Annotated in this window: 25 protein-coding genes; 22 read left to right on the forward strand and 3 right to left on the reverse strand. The window is 38.6% G+C overall.

The window, feature by feature from the left end; genetic code table 11:
- The first annotated feature begins 69 nt into the window (after nt 1–69).
- The 11 genes from QT327_RS11065 (at nt 70) to QT327_RS11115 (ending at nt 10,304) form a co-directional block, all read left to right on the forward strand.
- The gene (locus tag QT327_RS11065) at nt 70–660 is read left to right on the forward strand and encodes an LEA/WHy family protein (RefSeq protein WP_242627319.1); all 591 of its coding nucleotides are present in this window, start codon (nt 70–72) and stop codon (nt 658–660) included.
- Between the two features lie 42 nt (nt 661–702).
- On the forward strand, nt 703–1,218 hold the full coding sequence (locus QT327_RS11070; protein ID WP_289552908.1) for a hypothetical protein: 516 nt from the start codon (nt 703–705) through the stop codon (nt 1,216–1,218).
- Nucleotides 1,211–1,594, forward strand: a complete 384-nt coding sequence (locus QT327_RS11075) for a helix-turn-helix domain-containing protein (RefSeq protein WP_289552909.1) — start codon at nt 1,211–1,213, stop codon at nt 1,592–1,594. The genes QT327_RS11070 and QT327_RS11075 overlap by 8 nt, the downstream gene beginning before the upstream one ends.
- A 496-nt stretch (nt 1,595–2,090) precedes the next feature.
- Nucleotides 2,091–2,540, forward strand: coding sequence for a MarR family winged helix-turn-helix transcriptional regulator (locus QT327_RS11080; RefSeq protein WP_013666291.1), 450 nt, complete (start codon nt 2,091–2,093; stop codon nt 2,538–2,540).
- A gap of 47 nt (nt 2,541–2,587) precedes the next feature.
- Nucleotides 2,588–3,793 (forward strand): serine palmitoyltransferase, encoded by a 1,206-nt coding sequence (gene spt, locus QT327_RS11085; RefSeq protein ID WP_013666292.1) that lies wholly within the window; start codon nt 2,588–2,590, stop codon nt 3,791–3,793.
- A 32-nt stretch (nt 3,794–3,825) separates the two neighbouring features.
- Entirely contained in the window at nt 3,826–4,944 is a 1,119-nt protein-coding gene (locus QT327_RS11090) for a hypothetical protein (protein WP_130857362.1), read from the forward strand.
- A 221-nt stretch (nt 4,945–5,165) separates the two neighbouring features.
- Nucleotides 5,166–7,742 carry a DUF5686 and carboxypeptidase-like regulatory domain-containing protein gene (locus QT327_RS11095; protein WP_130857363.1) on the forward strand — a complete coding sequence of 859 codons (2,577 nt, stop codon included), beginning with the start codon at nt 5,166–5,168 and terminating at the stop codon, nt 7,740–7,742.
- Between the two features lie 87 nt (nt 7,743–7,829).
- The gene (locus QT327_RS11100; RefSeq protein ID WP_013666295.1) at nt 7,830–8,462 is read left to right on the forward strand and encodes a sterol desaturase family protein; all 633 of its coding nucleotides are present in this window, start codon (nt 7,830–7,832) and stop codon (nt 8,460–8,462) included.
- A gap of 75 nt (nt 8,463–8,537) precedes the next feature.
- Nucleotides 8,538–9,293 carry a CDP-alcohol phosphatidyltransferase family protein gene (locus QT327_RS11105; RefSeq protein ID WP_341273590.1) on the forward strand — a complete coding sequence of 252 codons (756 nt, stop codon included), beginning with the start codon at nt 8,538–8,540 and terminating at the stop codon, nt 9,291–9,293.
- Nucleotides 9,277–9,708, forward strand: coding sequence for a GtrA family protein (locus QT327_RS11110; protein ID WP_289552912.1), 432 nt, complete (start codon nt 9,277–9,279; stop codon nt 9,706–9,708). Before QT327_RS11105 ends, QT327_RS11110 begins: the two co-directional genes overlap by 17 nt.
- A gap of 8 nt (nt 9,709–9,716) precedes the next feature.
- Nucleotides 9,717–10,304 carry a DUF4833 domain-containing protein gene (locus QT327_RS11115; RefSeq protein ID WP_130857365.1) on the forward strand — a complete coding sequence of 196 codons (588 nt, stop codon included), beginning with the start codon at nt 9,717–9,719 and terminating at the stop codon, nt 10,302–10,304.
- A 33-nt stretch (nt 10,305–10,337) separates the two neighbouring features.
- On the opposite strand, the gene QT327_RS11120 is transcribed toward QT327_RS11115, so the two are convergent.
- The 3 genes from QT327_RS11120 to QT327_RS11130 form a co-directional block, all read right to left on the reverse strand.
- Nucleotides 10,338–11,612: a DUF6600 domain-containing protein gene (locus tag QT327_RS11120; protein ID WP_130857366.1), complete on the reverse strand. Its 1,275-nt coding sequence runs from the start codon at nt 11,610–11,612 to the stop codon at nt 10,338–10,340.
- Between the two features lie 98 nt (nt 11,613–11,710).
- Nucleotides 11,711–13,474, reverse strand: a complete 1,764-nt coding sequence (locus QT327_RS11125; RefSeq protein WP_289552913.1) for a GMC oxidoreductase — start codon at nt 13,472–13,474, stop codon at nt 11,711–11,713.
- Nucleotides 13,475–13,485: 11 nt separating this feature from the next.
- Complete coding sequence (locus QT327_RS11130) at nt 13,486–14,028, reverse strand: gluconate 2-dehydrogenase subunit 3 family protein (protein ID WP_013666301.1); 543 nt, start codon at nt 14,026–14,028, stop codon at nt 13,486–13,488.
- Between the two features lie 251 nt (nt 14,029–14,279).
- On the opposite strand from QT327_RS11130, the gene QT327_RS11135 reads away from it, so the two are divergent.
- The 11 genes from QT327_RS11135 (at nt 14,280) to prmA (ending at nt 23,659) form a co-directional block, all read left to right on the forward strand.
- Entirely contained in the window at nt 14,280–14,864 is a 585-nt protein-coding gene (locus QT327_RS11135) for a DUF4230 domain-containing protein (RefSeq protein WP_130857368.1), read from the forward strand.
- A 66-nt stretch (nt 14,865–14,930) separates the two neighbouring features.
- Nucleotides 14,931–15,404: a free L-methionine (R)-S-oxide reductase MsrC gene (gene msrC / locus QT327_RS11140; protein WP_289552914.1), complete on the forward strand. Its 474-nt coding sequence runs from the start codon at nt 14,931–14,933 to the stop codon at nt 15,402–15,404.
- Nucleotides 15,405–15,457: 53 nt separating this feature from the next.
- Entirely contained in the window at nt 15,458–16,273 is an 816-nt protein-coding gene (locus tag QT327_RS11145) for a TspO-related membrane protein (protein WP_130857370.1), read from the forward strand.
- A gap of 75 nt (nt 16,274–16,348) precedes the next feature.
- Nucleotides 16,349–17,251 carry a histone deacetylase family protein gene (locus tag QT327_RS11150; RefSeq protein WP_130857371.1) on the forward strand — a complete coding sequence of 301 codons (903 nt, stop codon included), beginning with the start codon at nt 16,349–16,351 and terminating at the stop codon, nt 17,249–17,251.
- An 11-nt stretch (nt 17,252–17,262) separates the two neighbouring features.
- Complete coding sequence (locus tag QT327_RS11155; RefSeq protein WP_013666305.1) at nt 17,263–18,078, forward strand: alpha/beta hydrolase; 816 nt, start codon at nt 17,263–17,265, stop codon at nt 18,076–18,078.
- Nucleotides 18,079–18,110: 32 nt separating this feature from the next.
- A complete protein-coding gene (locus QT327_RS11160) occupies nt 18,111–19,166 on the forward strand; it encodes a nucleoid-associated protein (RefSeq protein WP_289552917.1) in 1,056 nt (351 codons plus the stop codon).
- Between the two features lie 16 nt (nt 19,167–19,182).
- Complete coding sequence (locus QT327_RS11165) at nt 19,183–20,262, forward strand: DUF3810 domain-containing protein (protein ID WP_013666307.1); 1,080 nt, start codon at nt 19,183–19,185, stop codon at nt 20,260–20,262.
- Between the two features lie 168 nt (nt 20,263–20,430).
- Nucleotides 20,431–20,679: a type B 50S ribosomal protein L31 gene (locus tag QT327_RS11170; RefSeq protein WP_013666308.1), complete on the forward strand. Its 249-nt coding sequence runs from the start codon at nt 20,431–20,433 to the stop codon at nt 20,677–20,679.
- 198 nt (nt 20,680–20,877) lie between these two features.
- Entirely contained in the window at nt 20,878–21,975 is a 1,098-nt protein-coding gene (locus QT327_RS11175) for a putative sugar nucleotidyl transferase (protein ID WP_289554426.1), read from the forward strand.
- Between the two features lie 6 nt (nt 21,976–21,981).
- The gene (gene tpiA, locus QT327_RS11180) at nt 21,982–22,746 is read left to right on the forward strand and encodes a triose-phosphate isomerase (RefSeq protein ID WP_013666310.1); all 765 of its coding nucleotides are present in this window, start codon (nt 21,982–21,984) and stop codon (nt 22,744–22,746) included.
- A gap of 61 nt (nt 22,747–22,807) precedes the next feature.
- Nucleotides 22,808–23,659, forward strand: a complete 852-nt coding sequence (gene prmA, locus QT327_RS11185) for a 50S ribosomal protein L11 methyltransferase (RefSeq protein ID WP_289552918.1) — start codon at nt 22,808–22,810, stop codon at nt 23,657–23,659.

Raw genomic sequence — 23,659 nt, forward strand, 5'->3', positions numbered from 1 at the left:
ACAAATATTAACCTTAATTGTCATCCCAATAACTTACTTTTGCTGTTAGGTGACACAAGAAATTTTATAATGAACAAGTTATTTTTAGCGATACTGCTTCCAATATTCGTTTCATGTGGTATTAATCAACAGGCCAAGCAAATTAAGGCTTTGGAAAAATGTAAATATGAAGTGAAAAGCGTAGATAGTGTCTTTCTGGCAGGTGCAGATATAGTTAAAATGCTTCAGTCGGGAAATATTGATACCCGCAGTATGGGCGGCGTGGCGATGGGTATGTTACGGAAAGAAATACCTTTGAAGGGAATATTGCATTTGAAAATCACTAATCCTACCACTAATTTAGCCGGGATTAATCAGTTTCAATATCAACTCCTTATGAAGGACAAAGAATTAGCTACCGGACTGGTTAATCAACAAATAAAAGTGAAACCCGGTGAATCAGTGGAGGTTCCGGTTTTAATTGATGCCAATGTTTATGGCTTGCTTTCCAACGGATCGGTATTGCAGGAAATATCAGATTTCATTTCAGGGAAAAATGCCAAGCAAGAAAGCGTGTTAACCATAAAATTAAAACCAACTATTGCTATTGGGAATAAAACAATAAATTATCCCGGTTGGATAACGTTCGATAGAAAAGTTACCCGCAGCTTGTTGTTGTAGTTTTTTTCGGAAAAGACGAGATGCCTAACTTACGCTGTATATATGAAAAAGAAATCACCTCAGATCACTTCGCACCATCTTTCTGAAGATGATTCTAGAGAATTTATTGTTTTTCATATCAATAAACGCCTGTTAAGTTCAAAGGAGTTTAAGCCTTATGATATTTTTAATCCTTTTAAGTCTGATTTCTTTGCTGTATTAATGGTCCATGAAGGATCTATAGATATTAATTTGAACTTGCAGCACTTTCGATTGGAAAAAAACAATCTGTTGGCATTTGCTCCCAATATGATCAAACGGTTGATTTCTATTAGTGATGACTGCAAATTTTATGCTATTCTGTATAAATCGTCTTTTTTGGTTAATGCAAATATTAGAGAGTTCCATCAGGATGTATACGACCTATCCGTTTCAGGTATGCCCTTATATAACCTGGCATTACATGAGATCAAAATCCTAAATAACTTAATTGAAGTTATGTTATTGCGCAATCATGCGGAAGATGCGAATATGAACGATGCCGTCGTGAAGCACAGTTTTTTTAACCTTTATGTATGAGTATGCTTTTTTGTACAGGAAATACATAAGAGAGAAGAACCGAAAGGTGTCACGAAAGGAAGACATTATGCTTCGCTTTACCAAGTTGGTAGCCGATAACTTTAAGGAAGAACGAAGTGTTGATTTTTATGCAAAAAAGCTTTTTATAACACCCAAGTACCTATCGGAAGTTACTAAAGATGTTTCGGGCAAAACTGCCAGCGCTATTATCGCGGAAATGGTAATCATGGAAGCGAAGAGCTTATTGAGCATACCCTCTCTAACTGTCATAGAAGTAGCTGATTTTCTGAATTTCAGTGATATGTCTTTTTTCGGAAAATATTTTAAAAGGTACACAGGTGTCAATCCAACAAGCTACAGGAAGACGATCGCTTAATGTAGAATACTCATGTTAATGTCAAATTTGTTGGTAACGCAACGATTATTTTTGTTGATAACTTTTTCCTATCTCTATACTCTTTATCTTAGTCTTTTATATTGCTTTGGTCTGTAATTGGTTGAAAATAAGCGAATAATAGTGTGTATTATATTAACGTTTAAGGAATATTTCGTTGATATAAAATAAATTTTTATGCAGTTTCGAAGATTTTGTTAATTTTATATTAACAAAACAATGTACATAACCTAATCTTACAGCGAAATAAAATACAGAATTTTAGACGTGTTGCTGTATGAAGAATAGCTGTAAAATATTGGTTTAACCTAAAAATAGGCAGGATTTTTAAATAAATTTCATCTTTAAGATTGAGATGAGAGCAGATTTTATACAGAAAAAATGACCAATTTTGGCGACATATGTACCTTTTTTAAATTTAATATTGAATTGATATTTGTGGCGTTATTAGTTGACATACAAACGATTTTTATAATAGATGAATCAGGTGAAAAATAATGATGATTTAGCCATATTCCACCTCGATAACCTGAGTAAGTTGTTGCGAAACAAAGCCAATCAATATTTGTCAGCTCAAGGAATCGAAGTGAGGATAGAACAGCTGCCTGTTTTGTTTAGTATACCGGAGGAGGGGCTTCCGCAGCAGCAAATTGCAGATGAGATCGGGAGAGATAAATCGTCGGTACTTCGGACTATTTCCAATTTAGAAAAGGAAGATTTGGTCCGAGTAACTACAGATGTAGCTGATAAAAGAAAAAATTGCGTCATGCTTACACCCAAGGGGCGTGCTTTGGCAAGACTTATCAAAGACAAAATAGTGAATCTTGAAAAAGTTTTGTTCAATAGCTTGAAGAGCCCGGAGCATGATCGATTTATGCAGGTAATTAAATCGATTGGGAATAACCTGCAAAATATACATATAATATAACTGTGTTAAAAAGTAGATGAACCCTCGGGTTTTAAATTTTCAATTAAATGAGCAGAAATTTTGACAAGCGTATAGCAGATTTTAAAGATGCGGCGGTGATAAAAGAGAAAGGCCTCTATCCTTATTTCAGACCGATCGAGTCTGGACAGGACACGGAAGTCGTCATCAACGGGAAGAAAGTACTCATGTTTGGCTCAAATTCTTATTTGGGATTAACCAACCACCCAAAAATTATTGAAGCTGCTCAAAAGGCTACCGCAAAATATGGCACGGGCTGTGCCGGCTCACGTTTTTTGAACGGAACGCTTGATATTCATGAGGAATTAGAAGCGAAACTTGCTGCTTACGTAGGTAAAGAAGGGGCTGTTTTATTTAGTACTGGATTTCAGGCTAATCTTGGCGCTCTTTCGTGTTTAACCGGAAGAAACGATTATTTGATTTTAGATGATTGTAATCATGCCTCTATTATAGATGGAAGCCGTTTATCATTCTCTAAAGTTATTAAGTATAAACATAATAACATGTCCGATTTACGCAATAAATTAAGCCAATTACCTGAAGAGGCTGTTAAATTAATTGCTGTTGACGGTGTGTTTAGTATGGAGGGCGATTTCGTCAAGCTTCCCGAATTGATTTCCATTGCAAAAGAATTCGATGCAGCAGTAATGGTAGATGATGCACATGGTTTAGGCGTAATCGGTGAAGCGGGCGCCGGAACGGCTTCGCATTTTGGCCTGACAGATGATGTCGATGTCATTATGGGAACTTTCAGTAAGTCGCTAGCGTCATTAGGTGGTTTTTTAGCAAGTGATGCGAACACGATAGAGTATTTGAAGCATCGAGCACGGTCCTTAATGTTTAGTGCTAGTATGACACCAGCGTCAGCAGCCAGTGTTTTAGCAGCTCTTGAAATCATTCAATCCGAACCCGAACATATTGAGAACCTTTGGAAAAATACCGAATATGCCAAAAGACAATTGTTGGAAAACGGGTTTGACTTGGGGAAAACAGAAAGTCCCATTCTACCGGTTTACATTCGTGACAATGATGCTACATTCTTAATAACGAAAAAATTGCAGGAAGCAGGTGTTTTTGTTAATCCTGTAGTATCTCCTGCCGTGGCTTCACAAGACTCTTTGATTCGATTTTCCTTGATGGCTTCACATACCTTCAACCAAATCGATGAGGCAGTTAGCAAGTTAACAAAGGCATATCGTGAGACTTTAACCAGCGAGTTCGTTAAAATAGCATAAAACCAAAAAGATAGGTATAGCATTTATTTTACATGAAGGTAGTTAACGTTTCGTCCAAGAGTCAATTAAAATCCTTTATAGATTTTCCTCACGATTTATACAAGAATGACAAGAACTATGTGCCGGAACTGTTTATCGCCCAGCGTGACATGCTCACGCCGGGGAAACACCCATTTCATGATCATTCATTTATCCAATTGTTCTTGGCTTACGAAGGTGAGCGAATTGTAGGGCGGATTGCTGCCATTTATAATACAAATCATAACGCCTTTACACAAGCGAATGATGGCTTCTTTGGTTTTTTTGATGCCATAGATGATCAGGTTGTTGTAGACACCCTGTTATCACACAGTATCGCTTGGCTTAAAGAAAAGGGAGCTAACCGGTTAATTGGGCCGATAAACTTATCAACCAACGACTCTTGTGGACTTTTGGTGCAAGGGTTTGATCGACCACCGGTGGCTATGATGCCTTATAATAAGTCATACTACGAAAAGTTATTACTGGCATCTGGCTTGAAAAAGTTTACGGACTTATTAGCTTATCTTGTTATTCGGAATAATTTGAACGACCGATCTGTGCGATTGCTGGGTGCGTTGGAAAACCGATTGAAAAGAAGCGATATAAAGATCAGACAGATTGACAAGAAAAATCTGAAGCGAGAAATTCCTAAGATTAAAGCGCTTTATAATAGTGCTTGGGATAAGAACCTCGGCTTTGTGCCTATGACTGATGAAGAGTTCAACTTTTTAGCAAAAGATTTGTCATTAATTCTAGACCCCAAATATTGCATTATTGCGGAGCAGGGAGATAAAATGGTAGGATTTGCGCTAGGCATTCCGGATATCAACCAAATATTGATTAAGATAAAACGTGGCCGGCTTTTTCCCACAGGAATTTTTAAATTATTATTTGGGCTGAAAAAGGTAACAGGTGTACGTGTATTATTACTGGGTGTTATCGACGGCTATCGCAAAATGGGTATTGAAGCTTGCCTATACGGAACATTAATCAAGAACGCCGAAGGTACGAAAGTTGAGTACGCCGAATGTTCCTGGATGTTGGAAGACAATTACCTAATGAATCATGCTATTGAGCAAATAAACGGTCAACAATACAAGCGATATCGCTTATTTGAAAAAGTAATTTAGCGTTGATTCTTTTATCATCTTTGATGGTAATTTATCTTTCTGCATAAGCTTGTTCTGATTTACAGAGATGTAGAAATAGTATTTTATTTTCTTGTTAAATAAGTGAATCTCTGTTGTGAAGGCTCCAATTTTTGACTTTTTGACCACAATAGTCTTAAATGAAATCCTTTATTTTGCAGTGTAAATTAGGTGTTACACATCTAAACTAATTGAATTAAGAAGTGAAAGTAAATATCGCAAAGATCCACAAAAAATATACCCGTTTTTGTTTATTGTTTTTTTTCGTGTTACTTGGCTGGCAGGTTCATGCGCAAACGACTATCGTACGCGGTGTGATAACTGATGCTGCAACAAAAGAAACACTTCCTTATGTAAGTATTTTAATACCTGGAACCACGATTGGAACTTCAGCTGACGATGAAGGCCATTTTAGTATCAAGATAGACGGTAATTATTCGAAACTTAGATTTGCGTATATAGGATACGTTACGGTAGAGAAAGATATTAAACCAGGAGAGGACCAAGTCGTAAATGTCCAGATGAAAGTGGATGCCAGAATGCTAAATGAAGTGGTTGTTACCGGCAAGAAAGGTAGGTATAGAAATAAAAATAATCCGGCAGTTGAACTGATAAGACAGGTAATCGCTCATAAGAAGGAGAATCAAATGGAAAATTATGATTTCGTTCAATTTGAGGAATACAGCAAACTATCAATGGCATTAAGTAATCTGTCTGATAAATTTAAAGAAAAACGTATATTTAGAAATTATCAATTTTTATTCGCAGAGCAAGATTCTAACGCCATTGGGGGGAAAAACGTGCTTCCTGCTTATATGGAAGAGAAATTGTCAAACATTTATTTCCGTAAAAATCCTTATAAGAAAAAGCGGTATATTCTTGCCGATAAGAAAGCAGAGTTCGACCCACATTTTATTGATAATGATGGGGTAAGTAATTATCTGCATCGATTGTACGAGGATATCAATATTTACGATAACGATATTTCTATCACAACCAATTTGTTTTTGAGTCCTATCGCAAATAATTCCCCTACTTTTTATAAGTTCTTTATCAGCGATACTGTAAAAACGGAAAAGCCATGGTTAGTCGAGTTGAGTTTCGTGCCCCGCAATAAAGCAGATATGTTGTTTGAAGGGAAATTATTTATCACGTTAGATGGTAATTATGCCGTACAGAATGCCTACCTGACGGTAAATAAAGATATCAATCTAAACTTTATGCGGGATTTACAGGCAAAACTTGAATATAGCAAAAATCCTGACGGTCGGTATCATTTAAGTAAAAGCACACTTACAATGGAATTCGCTTTGGGAGATAAAGGAGGTGGTATATTAGGGGAGCGAACTGTATCTTTTCAAAAATATTTAATCGGGCAGTCACAACCGGATAGTATTTACAAAGGCCCGGATGAAGAAATTGCCTATAATCCGGAGGTGAAAACTACAGAAGAGTATTGGAAAGGCGTACGCCATATGCCTCTTGAATTACGTGAAGTCGGTATATACAAGAATGTGGATACCCTTCAAACGATTAAGTCGTTTCGGCGTATTATGGATTGGGGAACCGTGCTATTAGCAGGGTATAAGTCATTTGGTAAGTTTGAAATGGGACCGGCAAGCACCTTTTATAGCTTTAATCCGGTGGAAGGGTTCCGTTTACGCTTGGGCGGTCGGACTACCACGGATCTTAGTAAAAGGATGTTCTTTGAAACTTACGGCGCTTACGGTTTCCGGGATAAAAAATGGAAATATTTTTTGAGTGCCACTTACTCACTTAATAACAAGTCGGTATATTCCTTTCCATTACATTATTTCAAAGCGAGCTATCAACACGATACCAAAATTCCGGGACAGGAGTTGCAATTTGTCCAGGAAGACAATTTCTTACTCTCATTCAAACGGGGTGATAATAATAGATGGCTTTATAATGATATTGCAAAGTTCGAATATGTACATGAGCTGCCAAGCAGATTTTCCTATAAAGTCGGCTTTACACATTGGCGTCAACGCCCCGCGGGCGTGTTGATTTATCAGCGCGAAGATGCTAATGGCAATCTAGTTAATGTGAATGAACTGACATCATCGGAAGTAAATGTCGAGCTTCGTTATGCTCCAAACGAACAATTCTATCAAGGTAAGGTTTATCGTATCCCTATATTCAATAAATATCCAATATTCACACTGCGATATAATATGGGCTTAAAGAACGTTTTCAATAGTACTAATGACTATCATAACTTTAGTGCCAATATCTTTAAACGAGTTTATTTATCGCAATTTGGTTATTCTGATGTCACATTGGAAGGTGGATATATTTTTGGTGAGAACATTCCTTTTCCGCTCTTAGCTATTCATCGGGCGAATCAGACGTATGCGTACCAATTGAATTCTTATAACTTAATGAATTTCCTTGAGTTTGTGAGTGATCATTATGCGGCTGTTAATGTACAGTATTATCTTAATGGTTTTATTTTCAATAAGATTCCGTTACTTAAGCGCTTGAAGTGGCGCGAGGTAGTCAGCTTTAAAGGGTTGTGGGGCGGTTTAAGAAATGAAAACAATCCGAACTATAACAATTCAGTGTATAAATTTTCAATGGATGAAAACGGCTTACCTATTACGTATACCTTAGGAAGTAAACCTTATATTGAAGGAAGTGTCGGCATCGCTAATATCTTTAAATTGGTTCGAGTCGATTTAATTAGAAGATTTACATATTTGGAAAACCCAAATGTTTCCGAATGGGGTATACGAGCGCGGGTTAAATTTGATTTTTAATCGTTTTACGACGCTTTTTTGTTTATTTTTGTCTATTCTTGTCGGCTCTTACACGAACCGATAAGTTATATTATCAAGCGAATTATCATGGCAAAGAATTATGTTTCTAACTCGCAGGAATCAGTAAGGATGTTTAAGAGCAACTTGCTTGAACCGCTAACAAAGGTGCATTTTACGGTGCCTTTGATATTATTTGTGCCGGTTATTGTTTATTTCTCTTGGAAAGCATTTGCGACTTATAATGTATCTATTGGATTTTACTTAGGATATTTTGCTATCGGCCTATTTGTTTGGACATTTACAGAGTATGTAATGCACCGCTTCGTTTTTCATTTGCCCCCTAAGGGAAAAATCATGGAACGGCTGCATTTCATCTTTCATGGTGTGCATCATGACTATCCGATGGATAAATTAAGATTGGTAATGCCACCATCCGTTAGTATTCCGCTTGCTTTGGCCCTATATTACTTGTTTACGTTGTTCTTTAGTAATATTCAGATGGCTGCGTTTTTTCCCGGGTTTATTGTCGGATATCTTTTTTATGATATTGGTCACTATGCCATGCATCATTATAATTTCAAAAGCGGCATTATGAAACGAATAAAACAGCACCACATGCTGCACCATTACCAGGATGCCGACAAAGGATATGGCGTAAGTTCTCCGTTATGGGATTTCATTTTCGGTTCTAATTTTGAAAAAAGAAAAAAGGCGAAATAGCTAAGCGACTTCCTGCAACTGTTAAAAACAGCCGTTCATGAATGCTTTTGAGCATTGTGTGATTGATATGAACTTATGAAAGGAAATAAAACGACTGATGACATGCTTGGAAAAAAGCATGATCAGGTGCAAGAAGAAAATCGAAAAAAAGCGAGTCTTTTTAAAGATAGAAAGCGTACTAACCTTCTAAGAAGTGTTGAGCAACGTGCGATCTCTTATTTAGTTACGAAGATCCCGAATTTTATAACACCTAATATACTGACTGGTATTGGGTTCCTTGGAGGGGTAATGGTTTTGGGAGGTTTTGTACTTGCAAGTTACCTCGATCGTTCTTATCTTTTATTAGGAGTTCTCGGTTTGTTCGTCAATTGGTTTGGAGATTCACTCGATGGCCGAATTGCTTATTATCGTAACATTCCGAGAAAATGGTATGGATTCTCGTTGGATATTATAATGGATTGGATCAATACCGTTATTATGGGGCTTGGTTTTATTATTTATTTAGGAGAAGGCTATGAGCTTTTATCCTATTTTTTCGTAGCCTTATATGGGTGGGCGATGATTATAACACAACTGCGCTATAAAATTACGGATAAATATACCATCGATGCAGGTACCGTTGGGCCCACGGAAATTAGAGGAATTATTAGCCTAATCTTTCTTTTGGAAGTGTTGTATGCAGGAGCTGTTAACGTGTTTTCGGCTCTCGTGGTTGTCATTTTATTTATTGTTAACCTCGTTGATACCAGAAAATTACTGCGTTTGGGTGATACCCGTGATATAGCAGAACGGGCGGTAAAAAGCACTTCCCCTAATGTTAAGGAAAAGTAGTCTCTGTACCTTTGCTAAGGCTCAGTTTTCGGCTTTTTTAGGTGGTTTGGTCGATTATGGAGCGATGATTTTATGTACGGAATTATTGTACATACATTATACTATTTCGATTGTTATTGGTGGGATAATAGGCGCTCTTGTTAATTTTACAGTCAACCGAAACTGGACATTTAGTGGAAAAGAAACAAGGGCAAGAAATGAGGGAATACTTATCCAACTGTTAAAGTTTGCTTCGATGGTAGGTGGAAGTATTCTGTTGAAATCATCCGGCACCTTTTTGGTTACCGAGATTGGGCAAATTGATTATAGGATGAGCCGGGGGTTAGTAGATATCTTAGTGTCGATTGGTTTTAACTACACATTGCAGCGTTATTGGATTTTTAAAAAAATGCCTCCTAATAACCAGATCAGATAAATGTCTTTATGAATATAAATATAGTTAAATCATTGTTTTATGCACTTCTTTTGGGTGTTGGGCTGGCAACATACTCGCCCAATACTTATGCTTCTACGGCAGCATATGAAGATACGCATGCTTATATCGATTCATTTCCTATACCTAAGGATGTGGAACATTTGCTGTTTTATATACAGCGGGACCCCAACACAAATACCATTTGTTATGCGTTAAATGTGGATAAAGGTGGTCGACTCGATTTAGGTAGCCCGATTCATGCTTTTTGGATCCGTTATCCGGAAGGGGGCATACGAAAGGAATTAAATTTTATTCAGCGAAAATTTGCTTACGGTATTAATACGAAAAAATTGAACGATGGTAGTTATGACGTTCGTTCCGTTGCATATAGCAAGTTACCACTGAAATTAAAGAAGGACGCAAAAGGAAGCTATCGTGTCTACGCAAATATTGATGGTAAGGAATCCGTACTTGAGAGAATATTTATCCGAATCGGTGATGGCGGAACTTTTTGGAAGCCTGACGTTAAATATATTGAGCTAAAAGGTATTGAGGTTAAAACCGGCAAACGTATACTTGAACGATTTAAACCCTAAATAGGAAGGCCCGGTATTCGGGCCTTCTGTTTTTTATCCTCTGATATTTCTTGAAATTCTTTCCGGGCGATCTTGGCCTCTAGAAGGCCTTTCACTCCTTGAGGGAGCGTTCGATCGCGGTTGTTCACTCCTCTGGATCCGTGGTTGCTCATTTCTTGGCATTCTGGAAGGACCACTTGGTCGTGTGTGCTGTTGTCTTTCAGAACGCCTTACACCTGGTGCATTGTCTCCGTTAGATCGGGCACTGCCGGCACTGCTTCTCACTCTTCCAGGTCGTTCTATGTTATTTGGCGCCTCTTGTATGCGCGAGCGATTTTCCCTTATCCGAGTTTCGCTACTAGGATTTCTTGACGGCCCAACGCTCGAACGATTTGGTCTTTCGGTCTTCTCATTTCCGTTAATATATGGACTTCTCTCTATACGACCCGATGCCCGATTTGCTATATTTCCGTTTCGACTAGATGGCCTAGTCGTTGATCCGCCCCTAAAGTTATCGGTCTTTCTATCATTCGATCTATTTGCACTCGACCGAATGTTGTCAGCGGAAGTTATCCTAGCTGGTCTTGCCTGATTGCTTCTACTTACATTTGGTCGATAGATTTCCAGCGACCGACCTGTTATTCTTCCTGACCCTGGTCTACTTGCGTTACTTATACGATGTACCGGTACAGAAGATCGCGTGATGCGTTGAATATCACTTCTTCTTGGACCGGAATAATATCGGTGATTATTATATACATAGGTATTGTTAATGATCGTTGTTCTGTTATAAACGTTTACAACGGTTCTTCTCGGGGCGTAATAGCGGTGTATGGAAGTACTTAAGATATAGCGTTGCGGAACAAAAATCCAGTATGAAGAGGGAATGTTAATGTTTATACCGATGCTTACACCGGGGCCTAAGGGAGCCCAGCCATAGTAACCACCTCCTGATCGCCAACTTACCCATGCGGGCCCCCATTCATAACCAGGTACCCAGCACCATCCAAATCGTCTATTATAGTTCCATCTTCCATAGTGAAATGGTGCCCAGCCCCAATCATAATTAGATACCCAGGTATTACCATAATCCGTCATTACCCATCTGCCGTTGGTTGCATAAGGTTGGAAATCGGGATCGACATTCGGTACCCATATATATCCGTAGTCAGGATCATCGATCCATTCTCCATAGGGCGAAAGTTCGTCGTAAAACTGCTGGAATGATACAGTTATTCCAGGTTGTGCATTTACTTTTTTACCAAAGCCAACAATAAATATAAAGCTAAGGGAAAAAAGTAATATGCGTATATTATTCAGTGTTTTCATCGTCTGCTTTTTTAACCTTACGAAATTATTTTCTTTAGTACTATGACAGAAAGTTTTCAGGAAGGTTTAAAAGTAGCCAATGGAGGAGAGATGATCTGTTAGGGCAGAAGCGCTGCAATATAAGGCGACGTGCCCCAACAAATTTTTTTACAGGTTATTTTTTTCATTTCATTAACAGCAAAATCAACCGCTCTAGCTGAGAAAGCCATGTAGGTAAGCGATGGGTTCTGAGTAGATGTGGAAGTCATGCACGCTCCATCTGTAACAAAAACATTTTTGCAATGGTGAAGCTGATTCCATTTATTGAGCAAAGAAGTCTTGGGGTCTCTTCCCATCCGTACTCCACCCATTTCATGGATATCTAAGCCAGGCGCTTGTCCGGCTGTATTTGCTTGTATATTGGTGAAACCGGCGGTAGTAAACATTTCGGTCATTTGCTCAATGTAATCCGCTTTCATTTTTGCATCATTTTCATCATAATCAACAGCTATTTTAAGCAGCGGAATGCCCCACGCGTCCTTTTTATCACTGTCTAAAGCTACATAATTTGATTCTTTCGGAATGGTTTCAGCCATCATATGAGACCCAACACGCCAAGGGCCCGGTTTAGCGTTTAATAGTTGTTCCTTAAGATCTACTCCTAAACCCGACATATCGCGGTTAGGTGACCGGTAAGCGGAAAATCCTGCTGCATATCCTCTAATAAAATCCGTTTCCTGCTTATGAACATTCCTAAATCTAGGAATATAGCCACCACCGGCTGGATTTCTCCCATCTGTTTTATATTCTTTCATTCCATCGTATTCGGCACTGATCCTTGCGCTGTAGTTATGAAAGGCTACATATTTTCCCAATAGGCCACTGTCATTACCTAAACCATTTGGAAAGCGGTTTGACGTCGAATTTAGGAGAATAAGGTTTGTATTTAGGGCGGCTGCATTCACAAAAATGATCTTTGCAAAATAATCTATTTCCTCTTTTGTGTTCGCATCGATAACTTTGACCCCTATTGCTTTACCTTTCTCTTCATCATAAATGATGGAATGGGCGACTGAGAATGGCCGTAATGTTAGGTTCCCAGTTTTTTGTGCCCATGGAAGCGTGGAAGCATTACTGCTAAAATAACCGCCGAACGGACATCCACGTTGGCAAAGAACCCGGTTTTGGCATTGTACCCGACCTTGTTCTATATGGATGGGGTTGGGTTTAGACAAGTGCGCACAACGTGCACTGATAACATGTCGGCCGCGATATTTCTTTTGTAAGACACCCTTAAAATAATCCTCAACGGCATTTAGTGGATAGGCAGGAAGAAATTCACCATCCGGTAGCTCTTTTAGACCATCTCGATTTCCGGAAATGCCGGCAAATTTTTCGACATAGCTATACCATGGCGCTAGATCTTTGTATCGGATTGGCCAGTCTACTGCGAAACCGTCTCTAGCAGGGCCTTCAAAATCATAGTCGGACCACCGTTGCGTTTGTCGTGCCCACAAAAGAGATTTTCCGCCCACCTGATAGCCTCGAATCCAATCAAAAGGTTTTTCCTGTACATATGGGTGCTCGTTATCTTTTACGAAAAAATGCATAGCATCCTCTCGAAAAGCATAACATCTATTTACGATAGGTGCCGCTTCTTGGATTGCTAAAGGAACCTCGCCCCGGTGTTCAAATTCATAAGGATACATGTTGGTGGTGGGGTAATCTACCACATGTTTGACATCTTTTCCACGTTCTAACACCAGCGTTTTTAACCCTTTTTCCGTTAATTCTTTGGCTGACCAGCCCCCGCTGATTCCGGAGCCGATAACAATAGCATCAAATGTACGTTCCTTTATGCTATCAATATTTATGTTTGACATTTGTACTTCCTTTAGCTTAATTTATCAGTTGATTCTTCTACTTTGGCATACCCATTATATCTCCCGGGAATCAGTTCATATTGCTTCAGATCTTTCATTACATATTGAGAGTTTAAGAAACCCTGAATTGTTCGTTTTTTTGTAATATCGTAAAAACGTTGTTCATCGGTTTCCTTTTCACTACTTGCTATGTATTGTAATAACTGTGTGCGTTGTTGAGCTGATAATACTGTAAATTCTTTTGAAAATTTTTCTTTTGCCAGGATATCTATGCGATCAAGTCCTTTGACAAAGCTATCTCGATCCACTTTATTGTGGCAATCATCCACCATCTTTAACACAAAGAGATGTAAATTCAGCTCTTTGGATCCGAAAGTTTCTGTTTTAGGAAGTATTGTTTCTGTAATCTCAGCTAACAGATCCTCTTGCTTAGCATTGATATCCAAGTTGTTCAACTGAATGGATGCTTTTCCAGCCTCTCCCGAACAGGACGGTAAAATAGCAATACCTCCTGCTATGATAAAAAGGCTTTTGATTGCTGCTCTTCTTTTCATCCGATTTATAGTGTAGTCTTGTTTAGCTTTCTGAAGTTATATAGAATTCAATATTAGTGATAAATATGCTAAGAAAGAAATTGCGCTTGTAGATTTATTCATTTTTCTTTTTTACTAAAACGGTTTTACAGAGCTAGATAAGTTATAAACCGTATGGCGGCGGGATAATGCAATCCTATAGTCACAAGAGATATGATTGCTAATGCGTTATTAAACCTTTTAGGTTAACAATTGTTCAAGCATTAAAAAGTATGTTGAGGAAAACAATTTCTACTATCGTTATTTTGTTGCTAATTGCGGTACTTTTAGTATCGGGGTGGTTTATCTATTACAAATTTGATCTGGGACCTTCAAAAGTACAGGTGGCGGACGATGTAATGGTTGAGCGCATTACCGATATTGGCAAATTAGAGCTGGTTAAATATTCAATGAAGGATGTCCTTGAACGAAAAGAATTACGTTATTTTTTTCCCGATCAGCGTGTGCTTTTCATAGCGGTAGGAGAGGTGGCCGGTTGTATAGACTTGAGAAAAGTAAAGAAAGAAGATATTATTAGAAATGGCTCGGATTCGGTAACTATCTATTTGCCTGAACCCGAGATCTGTTATGTGCGTTTGGATCATAAGCGATCCAAAGTTTATGATATCTCGGGAGCGTGGTTACCGGGTGATACGCAGAATCTAGTTGAAGGTATTTATCAATTGGCGGAGCAGCGCTTGCTGAAAAATGCGCAGGAGATGAATGTTTTAGGTAAGACGAAAGAAAATGCTTCTATTATTTTTAAACCAATGATTGAGAATATAACGGGGGCTAAGATAAATATTGCTTTTAGATAGCAGTCCTCTCTAGGGAAAGCAGCATAAAATAAATAATTTCGTGCCGAAAAGAAAGCAAAAACAAACATGGCAGAAGATTTAGTTATAGCGAAAGGCACAAAAGAGAGTCAATATCAATCTTTGTTACCACAGGTAGAGGCCTTGCTAGAAGGCGAACAAGATTTAATAGCCAATTTGGCAAATATGGCCGCGGCACTTAAAGCACAATTCAATTTTTTTTGGGTCGGCTTTTACCTAATTAAAAATAATGAATTAGTGTTGGGACCATTTCAAGGGCCGGTAGCGTGCACACGTATACAAATGGGTAAGGGTGTTTGCGGCACAGCTTGGAAAGAGAACCGTGTATTGATTATACCTGACGTAGATCAGTTTCCCGGCCATATCGCCTGTAGTTCCTATTCAAAATCAGAAATTGTATTGCCTGTAAGGCGACAGGGTGGGGATGTTATCGGTGTGCTTGATATTGATAGTGAACGATTGGCTGATTTTGATGAAATAGACGAGAGATACCTGATACAATTACTTGCCCTTTTACCGTAAGCCATTTGAACTTTCTACGGGTCTGTTTGTTAGCGTATAAAAGACTCTTTGTTATGCGTTACATTAGGCAGTTGGCGATTATTAATTTCATTAGTTATTGCTTCGCATTTCTAATATCCATGTTAGGCCAAACACGAGACATCGGTGGATACACGATGGGCGAAATGTCTGCTAAATATGAATCCGGAATAACACCGGCCGCGTTCACTTTCTCTATTTGGTCTGTCATTTATACCGCTCTGTTCCTCATGTTGATCGTTCATTTGATAAAAGCTTTTTCGGAACAGCAACAATTTGTAACGAATCAAGAGGTTTTCCAAATTGGCTTTTCTTTTAGCATCAATCAACTGGCTATTGCAACCTGGGTATATACTTGGTTAAACGATATACCAGGGTTATCACTTGTATTATTACTGGTTCAGCTTTTTACTTTATACTATATGGCCAAACGCCTTCAATTGCTGATTCCCCAAAAGGGAAAACTTTCACTTTTTATTACCCAATTACCCTTGAGTATCTATTTTGGCTGGATAACGATTGCTTGTTTAGCCAATTTTGCGGCATGGTTGGTTTCTTTAGGATGGCTAGCAAATCCGGCAGTAGATCTTTACGTAAGTTATGCTCTATTGCTGACAGCAGCTGTATTAGGAACGGTTACTGTCTATTTTAAGCACAACATATTTTACGGGCTGATTATTATATGGGGCATATACGGGATTTTAATGAAACGATTTGAAGAGGCAGATCCTTATTTTCATTCGTTAATTTATGTAGGCGCGTTCGGGATTATTCTTATACTATTGGCTATTATACGAAGCATTCTAAATTATTCCAACACACAGAAGCGTACTTTTTTAAGCAGAAAGTAAGATTCTGATCCAATTATTTTGTAGTTCACCGATTTTACTATTTTAGTGCTTTTTAAGTTTGTCAATTAAATTAAAGTGCTGAAGATTGCATTTGATCCACTGTATGTTCATCCTGTGCCTGTCGGACATCGTTTTCCGATGTTGAAATATGAATTAATACCTGAACAGCTTGTATATGAGGGGACCGTACTTCCAAACGCTTTTTTTAGGCCTCATGAGGTAGACGAACATTATATTACGTTGGCCCATCAAATCACTTATTGGGAGAAACTTAAAAACCTCAATCTCTCCACAAAAGAGATAAGGCGAACAGGTTTTTCTTTAAGTAAGCTGCTGGTATATAGGGAAATCAGTATTGTTCAGGGGACTATTGAGTGTTGCGACCATGCGTTACAAGATGGAATTGCGTTCAATATAGCCGGTGGTACTCATCATGCCGGAAGCAATTGGGGAGAAGGCTTTTGCTTATTGAACGATCAGGCTATTGGAGCTCATTATCTTTTATCGCAAAAGAAGGCGAAAAAAATATTGATAATAGATTTGGACGTGCATCAAGGAAATGGAACGGCTGATATATTTAAAAGTGAGCAACGCGTTTTTACTTTTTCAATGCATTGTCAACGTAATTTTCCGTTTAGAAAAGAGCATTCCGATTTGGATATCGGTTTACCGGAGGGTGTGGGAGATGAAGAGTACTTAGGGATTCTTGAAAAGAACTTAGAAGCCTTATTTAATCAGGTGAAGCCTGAGTTCGTATTTTATTTGGCAGGGGTGGACGTTCTGGAGACAGACAAATTAGGTTGGCTATCGCTAAGTAAACCGGGATGCAAGACAAGAGATGAAATCGTTTTTGAATATTGTAGGCGTTTCGGAGTACCTGTACAGGTCAGTATGGGAGGTGGATACTCCACACATATTAAAGATATTGTTGACGCTCATTGCAATACCTTTAAAGCGGCTATCGATAAATTATATTAAAATTATCACATATGCATAGAATATTCTTATCCTTAAGTTTTTGTTTTCTTGTCTTCACAGCCTATGCTGCGAAAGTTGATACGGTTCTTACTACAAGTGAATCAATGAAGAAAACGATCAAAGCAGTTGTTATAACACCACGAGTATATAATGGAGAAAAGGCGCTGCCCGTTGTCTACTTGCTTCATGGATACAGTGGCAATTACGCTGACTGGGTGACAAAAGTACCGGCTATTCAAGAACTAGCGGATAATTATCAATACATCATTGTTTGCCCGGATGGTGGTTTCAGCAGCTGGTACCTAGATAGTCCAATTGACCCGCAATTCAAGTATGAAACTTATATCGTGAAGGAATTAATACCCTTTATCGATCAGAAGTATAAGACGGTAAGATCTCGTAATGGCAGAGCAATTACAGGGCTAAGCATGGGCGGGCACGGGGCGCTTTATTTAGCATTCAGACACCAAGATTTATTTGGTGCGGCAGGAAGTATGTCAGGTGGCGTTGACATTCGGCCGTTTCCTGCTAATTGGGATTTATCAAAACGATTAGGGGCTCTGTCGGAACATCCCGAATCGTGGGAAGAACATACCGTTACTAATTTACTACATCTGCTAATGCCTGATAAGTTGGCTATTATTATCGACTGTGGAACGGCTGATTTTTTTTATACCGTTAATGAACAGCTTCATAAGAAAATGATGGATAGAAATATAGAACACGACTATATAACGAGACCTGGTGCCCATAATTGGGAATATTGGTCGAACAGCATAGCTTATCAGCTGTTATTTATGCATCGTTTCTTCTTGAAAAAAGAATAATACTATTTTTGTCCTCGTCTTATCAAAAAACTATGTTATCATTCTTTGAAGCTTCTTTAACGCAACTATCTATCCATCGTGTAGGAAATAAGGCCTTAGATGAGCATTACATTCTTTCGGAACAACCGTTAACTCTTCAGGACGAGCTATTGCAGAAACTGTTAATGCAATATTTTCTAACGCCTTTCGAGAAAGTGAATGAAGTGTATCGATTGAGCCATAATAGCGGTGAACGGGAGCTGAATGAACTTTATCATTTTGTGCACCTATTCTTTGAAGGGGAGCTCGACTTTCATTCAATGAGCCAGCAGGTTACCAAGCATCTGTACGAGTCTTCCAGCCATCCGAAAATAAAAGCAGGAGAGGTCTATGTCGTGCAGTTCGAAGACGTACAGCTGGAAGGAGAGAGACTTCGAGGTGTTGGCATCTTTAAATCGGAGACGAAAGAAACCTATTTAAAAGTGTATCCGGAGCATGGCGCTTTTAAAGTAGATTACGAAGAAGAAGCCATCAACATACACAAATTGGATAAAGGTTGTTTAATTGTTGATACAGAAAAAGAAGAAGGTTACAAAGTGTTGGCGGTAGACCAAACGAATCGACAAAATGAGGCGGTCTATTGGAAAGATGACTTCATGCAAGTAACTGTCAGAAATGACAGTTTTCATCAGACAGGTAATCTAATGCAAGTTTGTAAAGCTTTTGTAAACGAGAAATTAGAAGAAGCCTTTGAAATGGAAAAGGCAGACAAGATTGATCTGTTAAACCGTTCGGCCGCGTATTTTAAAGAAAAGGAAGTCTTTCAGCTAGATGAGTTTACAGAAGAAGTACTAGGTAATCCGGCAGCTATCACAATGTTCAGAGATTATAAAGCAAACTTTGAAGAGATGCACGACCTAACAATAGGAGACGGTTTCGAAATTTCCGGTCAAGCAGTTAAAAAGGAATCGAAGATTTTCAAATCTATCTTAAAGTTAGATAAAAATTTTCATGTCTATATCCACGGCAAACGGGAATATATTGAGAAAGGTTTTGATGAAGAAAGAGGCAAGCATTTTTATAAGCTCTACTTTGACCAAGAGAGCTAATTAGCGCGTTTTAAGAATGGGGGAAAAAGTCGTTCAGCAAATTCGGCGAAGTACAGTGCTCGTTGCCGTGCTGGTTCTTTTTTGGTGGCTATCAACGTATAATAGCCTCGTAGAGCGATTCTACAGTGGGAAGCTGTTCCCGGTATTTGCTATTGTCGGACAATCTATAACGGCATGGATTCCTTTTAGCTTAGGCGATTGCTTGTACCTTCTCGGCATTTTGGTCTTTCTCGTCTTTTTGATCACAATAGTTGTCAACCTTTTTCGAAAAAATTATTCGACAGCTCTTGTACGTGCTTTAAAGGCTCTAAACATGGTTTTTGTTTTAATGGTCTGCTTTTATCTTTTCTGGGGAATGAATTATTTCAGATTACCGCTTGAAAAAAGGATGGGACTGCAAATGGAAATCGGAGAATCTTGTGAGCTTTTAGAAGTTACTGCTTTATGTATCGAAAGGGCCAATTCTTTTAGGAAACAATTGAAAGAAACCGATCTGCAAATATCAAACGAAGCAATTTTTCTAAAAGCTCAAAATCTTATAGCAAGCAATAGTACGCTCCAACCCTACATTTTTAGTTATCTGCCAACAATTAAAAGTCCCATTACAAATCTTCAAGTAAATTATACCGGTGTGGCGGGATATTTCAATCCTTTTACTCAGGAAGCACAAGTAAACACCTCAATGCCGATCTTTTCAAAACCCTTTACAGCCTGCCATGAGCTTGGTCATCAGGCCGGTATTGGCTTTGAAGACGAAGCTAATTTAATCGGATTTATATTGTGTACTGAAAGCAAGGATCTGCTATTTCAATACGCAGCCTATTATAATGCCGTCTTTATGTTGCTTAACCAGCTCGCCTTTCAGGATAGAGATGCATATTTCAATATGTTGAAATTGATTGATCCCGCTGTATTGAATGATGCAAAGGAAGAAGAAGCTTACTGGCGGCGGTTCGATGGTGTTTTAACCCATGCCAGTTCCAAGTTTTATAATGAATATCTGCAGCTAAACAATCAGCCTGAGGGCTTAAAACGATACAGTAGGATGACCAAACTGCTCATTGCGTGGAAAAGAAAAATAGCGGCTGATTTTTAGTAATGTGGAAAAATTAGTCGATATATTTTGTTTGATTTGTTTTAATAACTATCTTTGCAGCCTTAAACGAAATTAACAATTAAAAATATATACATCGTTAACCCTTGATATTATTTACCACGACTGTAAAATGACAAAGGGGCAAGATGTTAGTAAACGGTTATCATAATGAAGAAAGATTTGCATCCATCAAACTACAGACTAGTGGTGTTTAAGGACATGTCAAACGACTATGCCTTTATAACTAAGTCTTGTATCGACACGAAAGAGACTATCCAATGGGAAGATGGTCAGGAATATCCTTTGGTAAAACTAGAAATCTCCCACACTTCGCACCCATTTTATACTGGTAAGATGAAATTGGTCGATACTGCAGGACGTATTGATAAGTTCCGTAACCGTTACAATAAAAAGTAAAATCGGTTTAATAATAAAACAGAGTCTCGGTATTTTATCGGGACTTTTTTTATTTTTAGCCCTATACTAGCGGAGCACCAAACCACTAATTTTTGAATTTATGCACATTGTTTTATATGATAATCCTGAACAACGCGTTAATCTCTATCCTTAAGCTTAACCAGACCTATAGGTGATTTCCGAGTCGGAACGTTAACTATTGCTGAAAAATGGACGAGGTGGATGAACGTATCGGTTTCGTATCTCAGCGCCGACTATCTGCAACTGAAATATCCTTTATCAATAACAGTGGGAGATGTCTTGATCATTAATGGAGGTATTTGCCCCGATGCAACGTTATGTGCCGCACTTGATGGGCTTAAAGTAGGTGAAAAGTTAATTGAAAACAAACAATTTATAGCCGCGAAAACAGATATAAGAGCTTTAGCTGAAGCTTGCGTCAATGACTTTGCTGCTTATAAACCGGTTGTTTATAGGCAGGCTTATACTGCTATCCGTTATCCGGAGGATATCTTTTTACAAAATGGAGCGGAAATAATAAAAGATTTTAACCTATTAACCAAGGGAAGAACTTCTGCAAATATAAGTTCAACAGTTAAGTTGCTGGGTGACGCCATTTTCCTGGAGGAAGGTGCATCGGCTGAATGTTGTACCATAAACACGCTGAAAGGACCCGTCTATATCGGGAGAAATAGTGAGATATGGGAAGGGGCTTTGATTCGTGGACCTTTTTCTTTAGGAGAAAATTCGCAGGTTAAATTAGGTACCAAGATATACAGCAATGTAACTGTTGGCCCGGGTTGCCGTGTTGGGGGAGAATTAAATACGTGTTTGATTTGGGGAAATTCATCCAAAGGACATGAAGGATACTTTGGCAGTGGTGTTATGGGCGAGTGGTGTAATTGGGGCGCAGATACCAATAATTCAAACTTAAAAAATAACTATAAGAACGTAAAACTATATCATTACGGAACGGATGCTTACCGCAACACGGGTTTGCAGTTTTGTGGATTGATAATGGCGGATCATGCAAAGTGCGCTATTAATACAGCTTTCAATACCGGAACAGTAGTTGGCGTTGCTGCAAGTATTTTTGGAGGCGAAGTGCCACCTACCTTTGTGCCCGATTTCTCTTGGGGCGTGGGAGAAAATGCAGGTGTTTATGAATTAGAGAAAATGTTTGAGACCGCAGAGTTGGTTTTTGCTAGGCGTAATTGTAAATTTGACCCTATTGAAGCATCCATCTTACGTAAGGTTTTTGAGATAACAATAAAACAAAGAAATAACAAAATTTAATCAATCATGCGAAAAAAAATTGTTGCCGGTAATTGGAAGATGAACATGGATTACCAAGAAGGAATAAGCCTGTTTTCAGAAGTGGCTAACATGGTAAAAGATGAGGTTATTGGTAATCAGCAAATAATTGTTTGCAGTCCTTTTATCCATTTACATAGTATTGCTTCTTTAGCAAAAGAGAGTGAAAATGTGTCTGTGGGTGCTCAGAATATACATCAGGAAGATGCAGGTGCATACACAGGGGAAATATCAGCAAAGCAAGTACGCTCGACGGGCGCGGAGTATGTAATATTAGGGCATTCTGAAAGAAGGGCTTATTTCGGCGAATCTGACGAGTTACTGGCACAGAAAGTAAATATAGCACTTACACATGGCCTGATCCCGATTTTTTGTATAGGCGAAACAAGAGAAGAGCGCGAATCCGGTGATTTTTTTGATGTTATCAAAACGCAATTAGAGAAAGGTGTTTTCCATCTGTCGGCAAGCGACTTTTCTAAAATAATCCTAGCTTATGAGCCGGTTTGGGCAATTGGTACCGGATTGACTGCAAGCCCGGAGCAAGCACAGGAAGTACACGCTTTCATTAGAAAGCAGATTGAAGCAAAATATGGTGCAGCTGTAGCGGATGAAACCAGTGTGCTATACGGGGGAAGCTGTAATCCCAAAAATGCTCCGGATTTATTTTCACAACCTGACATCGATGGTGGCTTAATTGGCGGTGCCTCATTAAAATCAAGAGACTTTACTGATATAGTAAAGGTTTTTAACTAATTCTATCATTTCAAAGAGGTTTCCGATTGATCAAATGTGGAGACCTTTTTTTTTCGATAATATGGACTATAGTGAACTTACTTTTGTTTGTGTGGGAGGTGAAGAGTGGCAACAGGACCTGTTTATTAATGACCTAGCCGCTCTTGGATTTGATACATTTGAGGATACGCTCTCAGGATTTAAAGCGTATATCGCTAGTGCTTCATTGGACCTGGCTGCTATTGAGCATTTACTACTTACCTTGCCGGAAAACTTTCAAGTATCTTATAGCGTTCAGGAGATTAGTCCGAAAAATTGGAATGCAGTTTGGGAAAGCAACTTTGAGCCAATCACGGTTGATAAGCGCTGTTATGTTCGTGCTACCTTTCACGCACCTAAACCCGATTTTGAATATGAGATTATTATAGATCCGAAGATGGCTTTTGGTACAGGGCATCACCAAACGACATCACTCATGATGGAGTATTTATTGGATAGCCATGTAGCAGGAAAGCGTGTACTTGATATGGGATGTGGTACCGGTATACTCGCGATTTTGGCTGCCAAAATAGGTGCAGAGGAGGTGGTGGCAATTGATTACGATCCCGTTTGCTATGAAAGTGTAAAAGAAAATATTGAGCTAAACCAGGTCCCCGCTATAAAGATATACTGTGGATCAAAGGAAGTAATTCCGCAAGAACCATATGATTTGATTCTTGCCAATATCAATAGAAATATATTGCTCGATCAGTTGCCGACCTATTCTGCGGTTTTAAAACCCCATGGTCAGCTTCTTCTTAGTGGTTTTTACGAAGGAGACGATCTACGACAACTGGAAGAAGCTGCTATTAAACTGAATCTGAAATTTTTGGAGAAAAAAGTGAAAGATCATTGGGTTGTCGCAAAATTTGAACAAAACCATAAAAGAAAATAA

It is taken from the genome of Olivibacter sp. 47, assembly GCF_030372825.1.
GTDB classification, from domain to species: Bacteria; Bacteroidota; Bacteroidia; order Sphingobacteriales; family Sphingobacteriaceae; genus Olivibacter; species Olivibacter oleidegradans.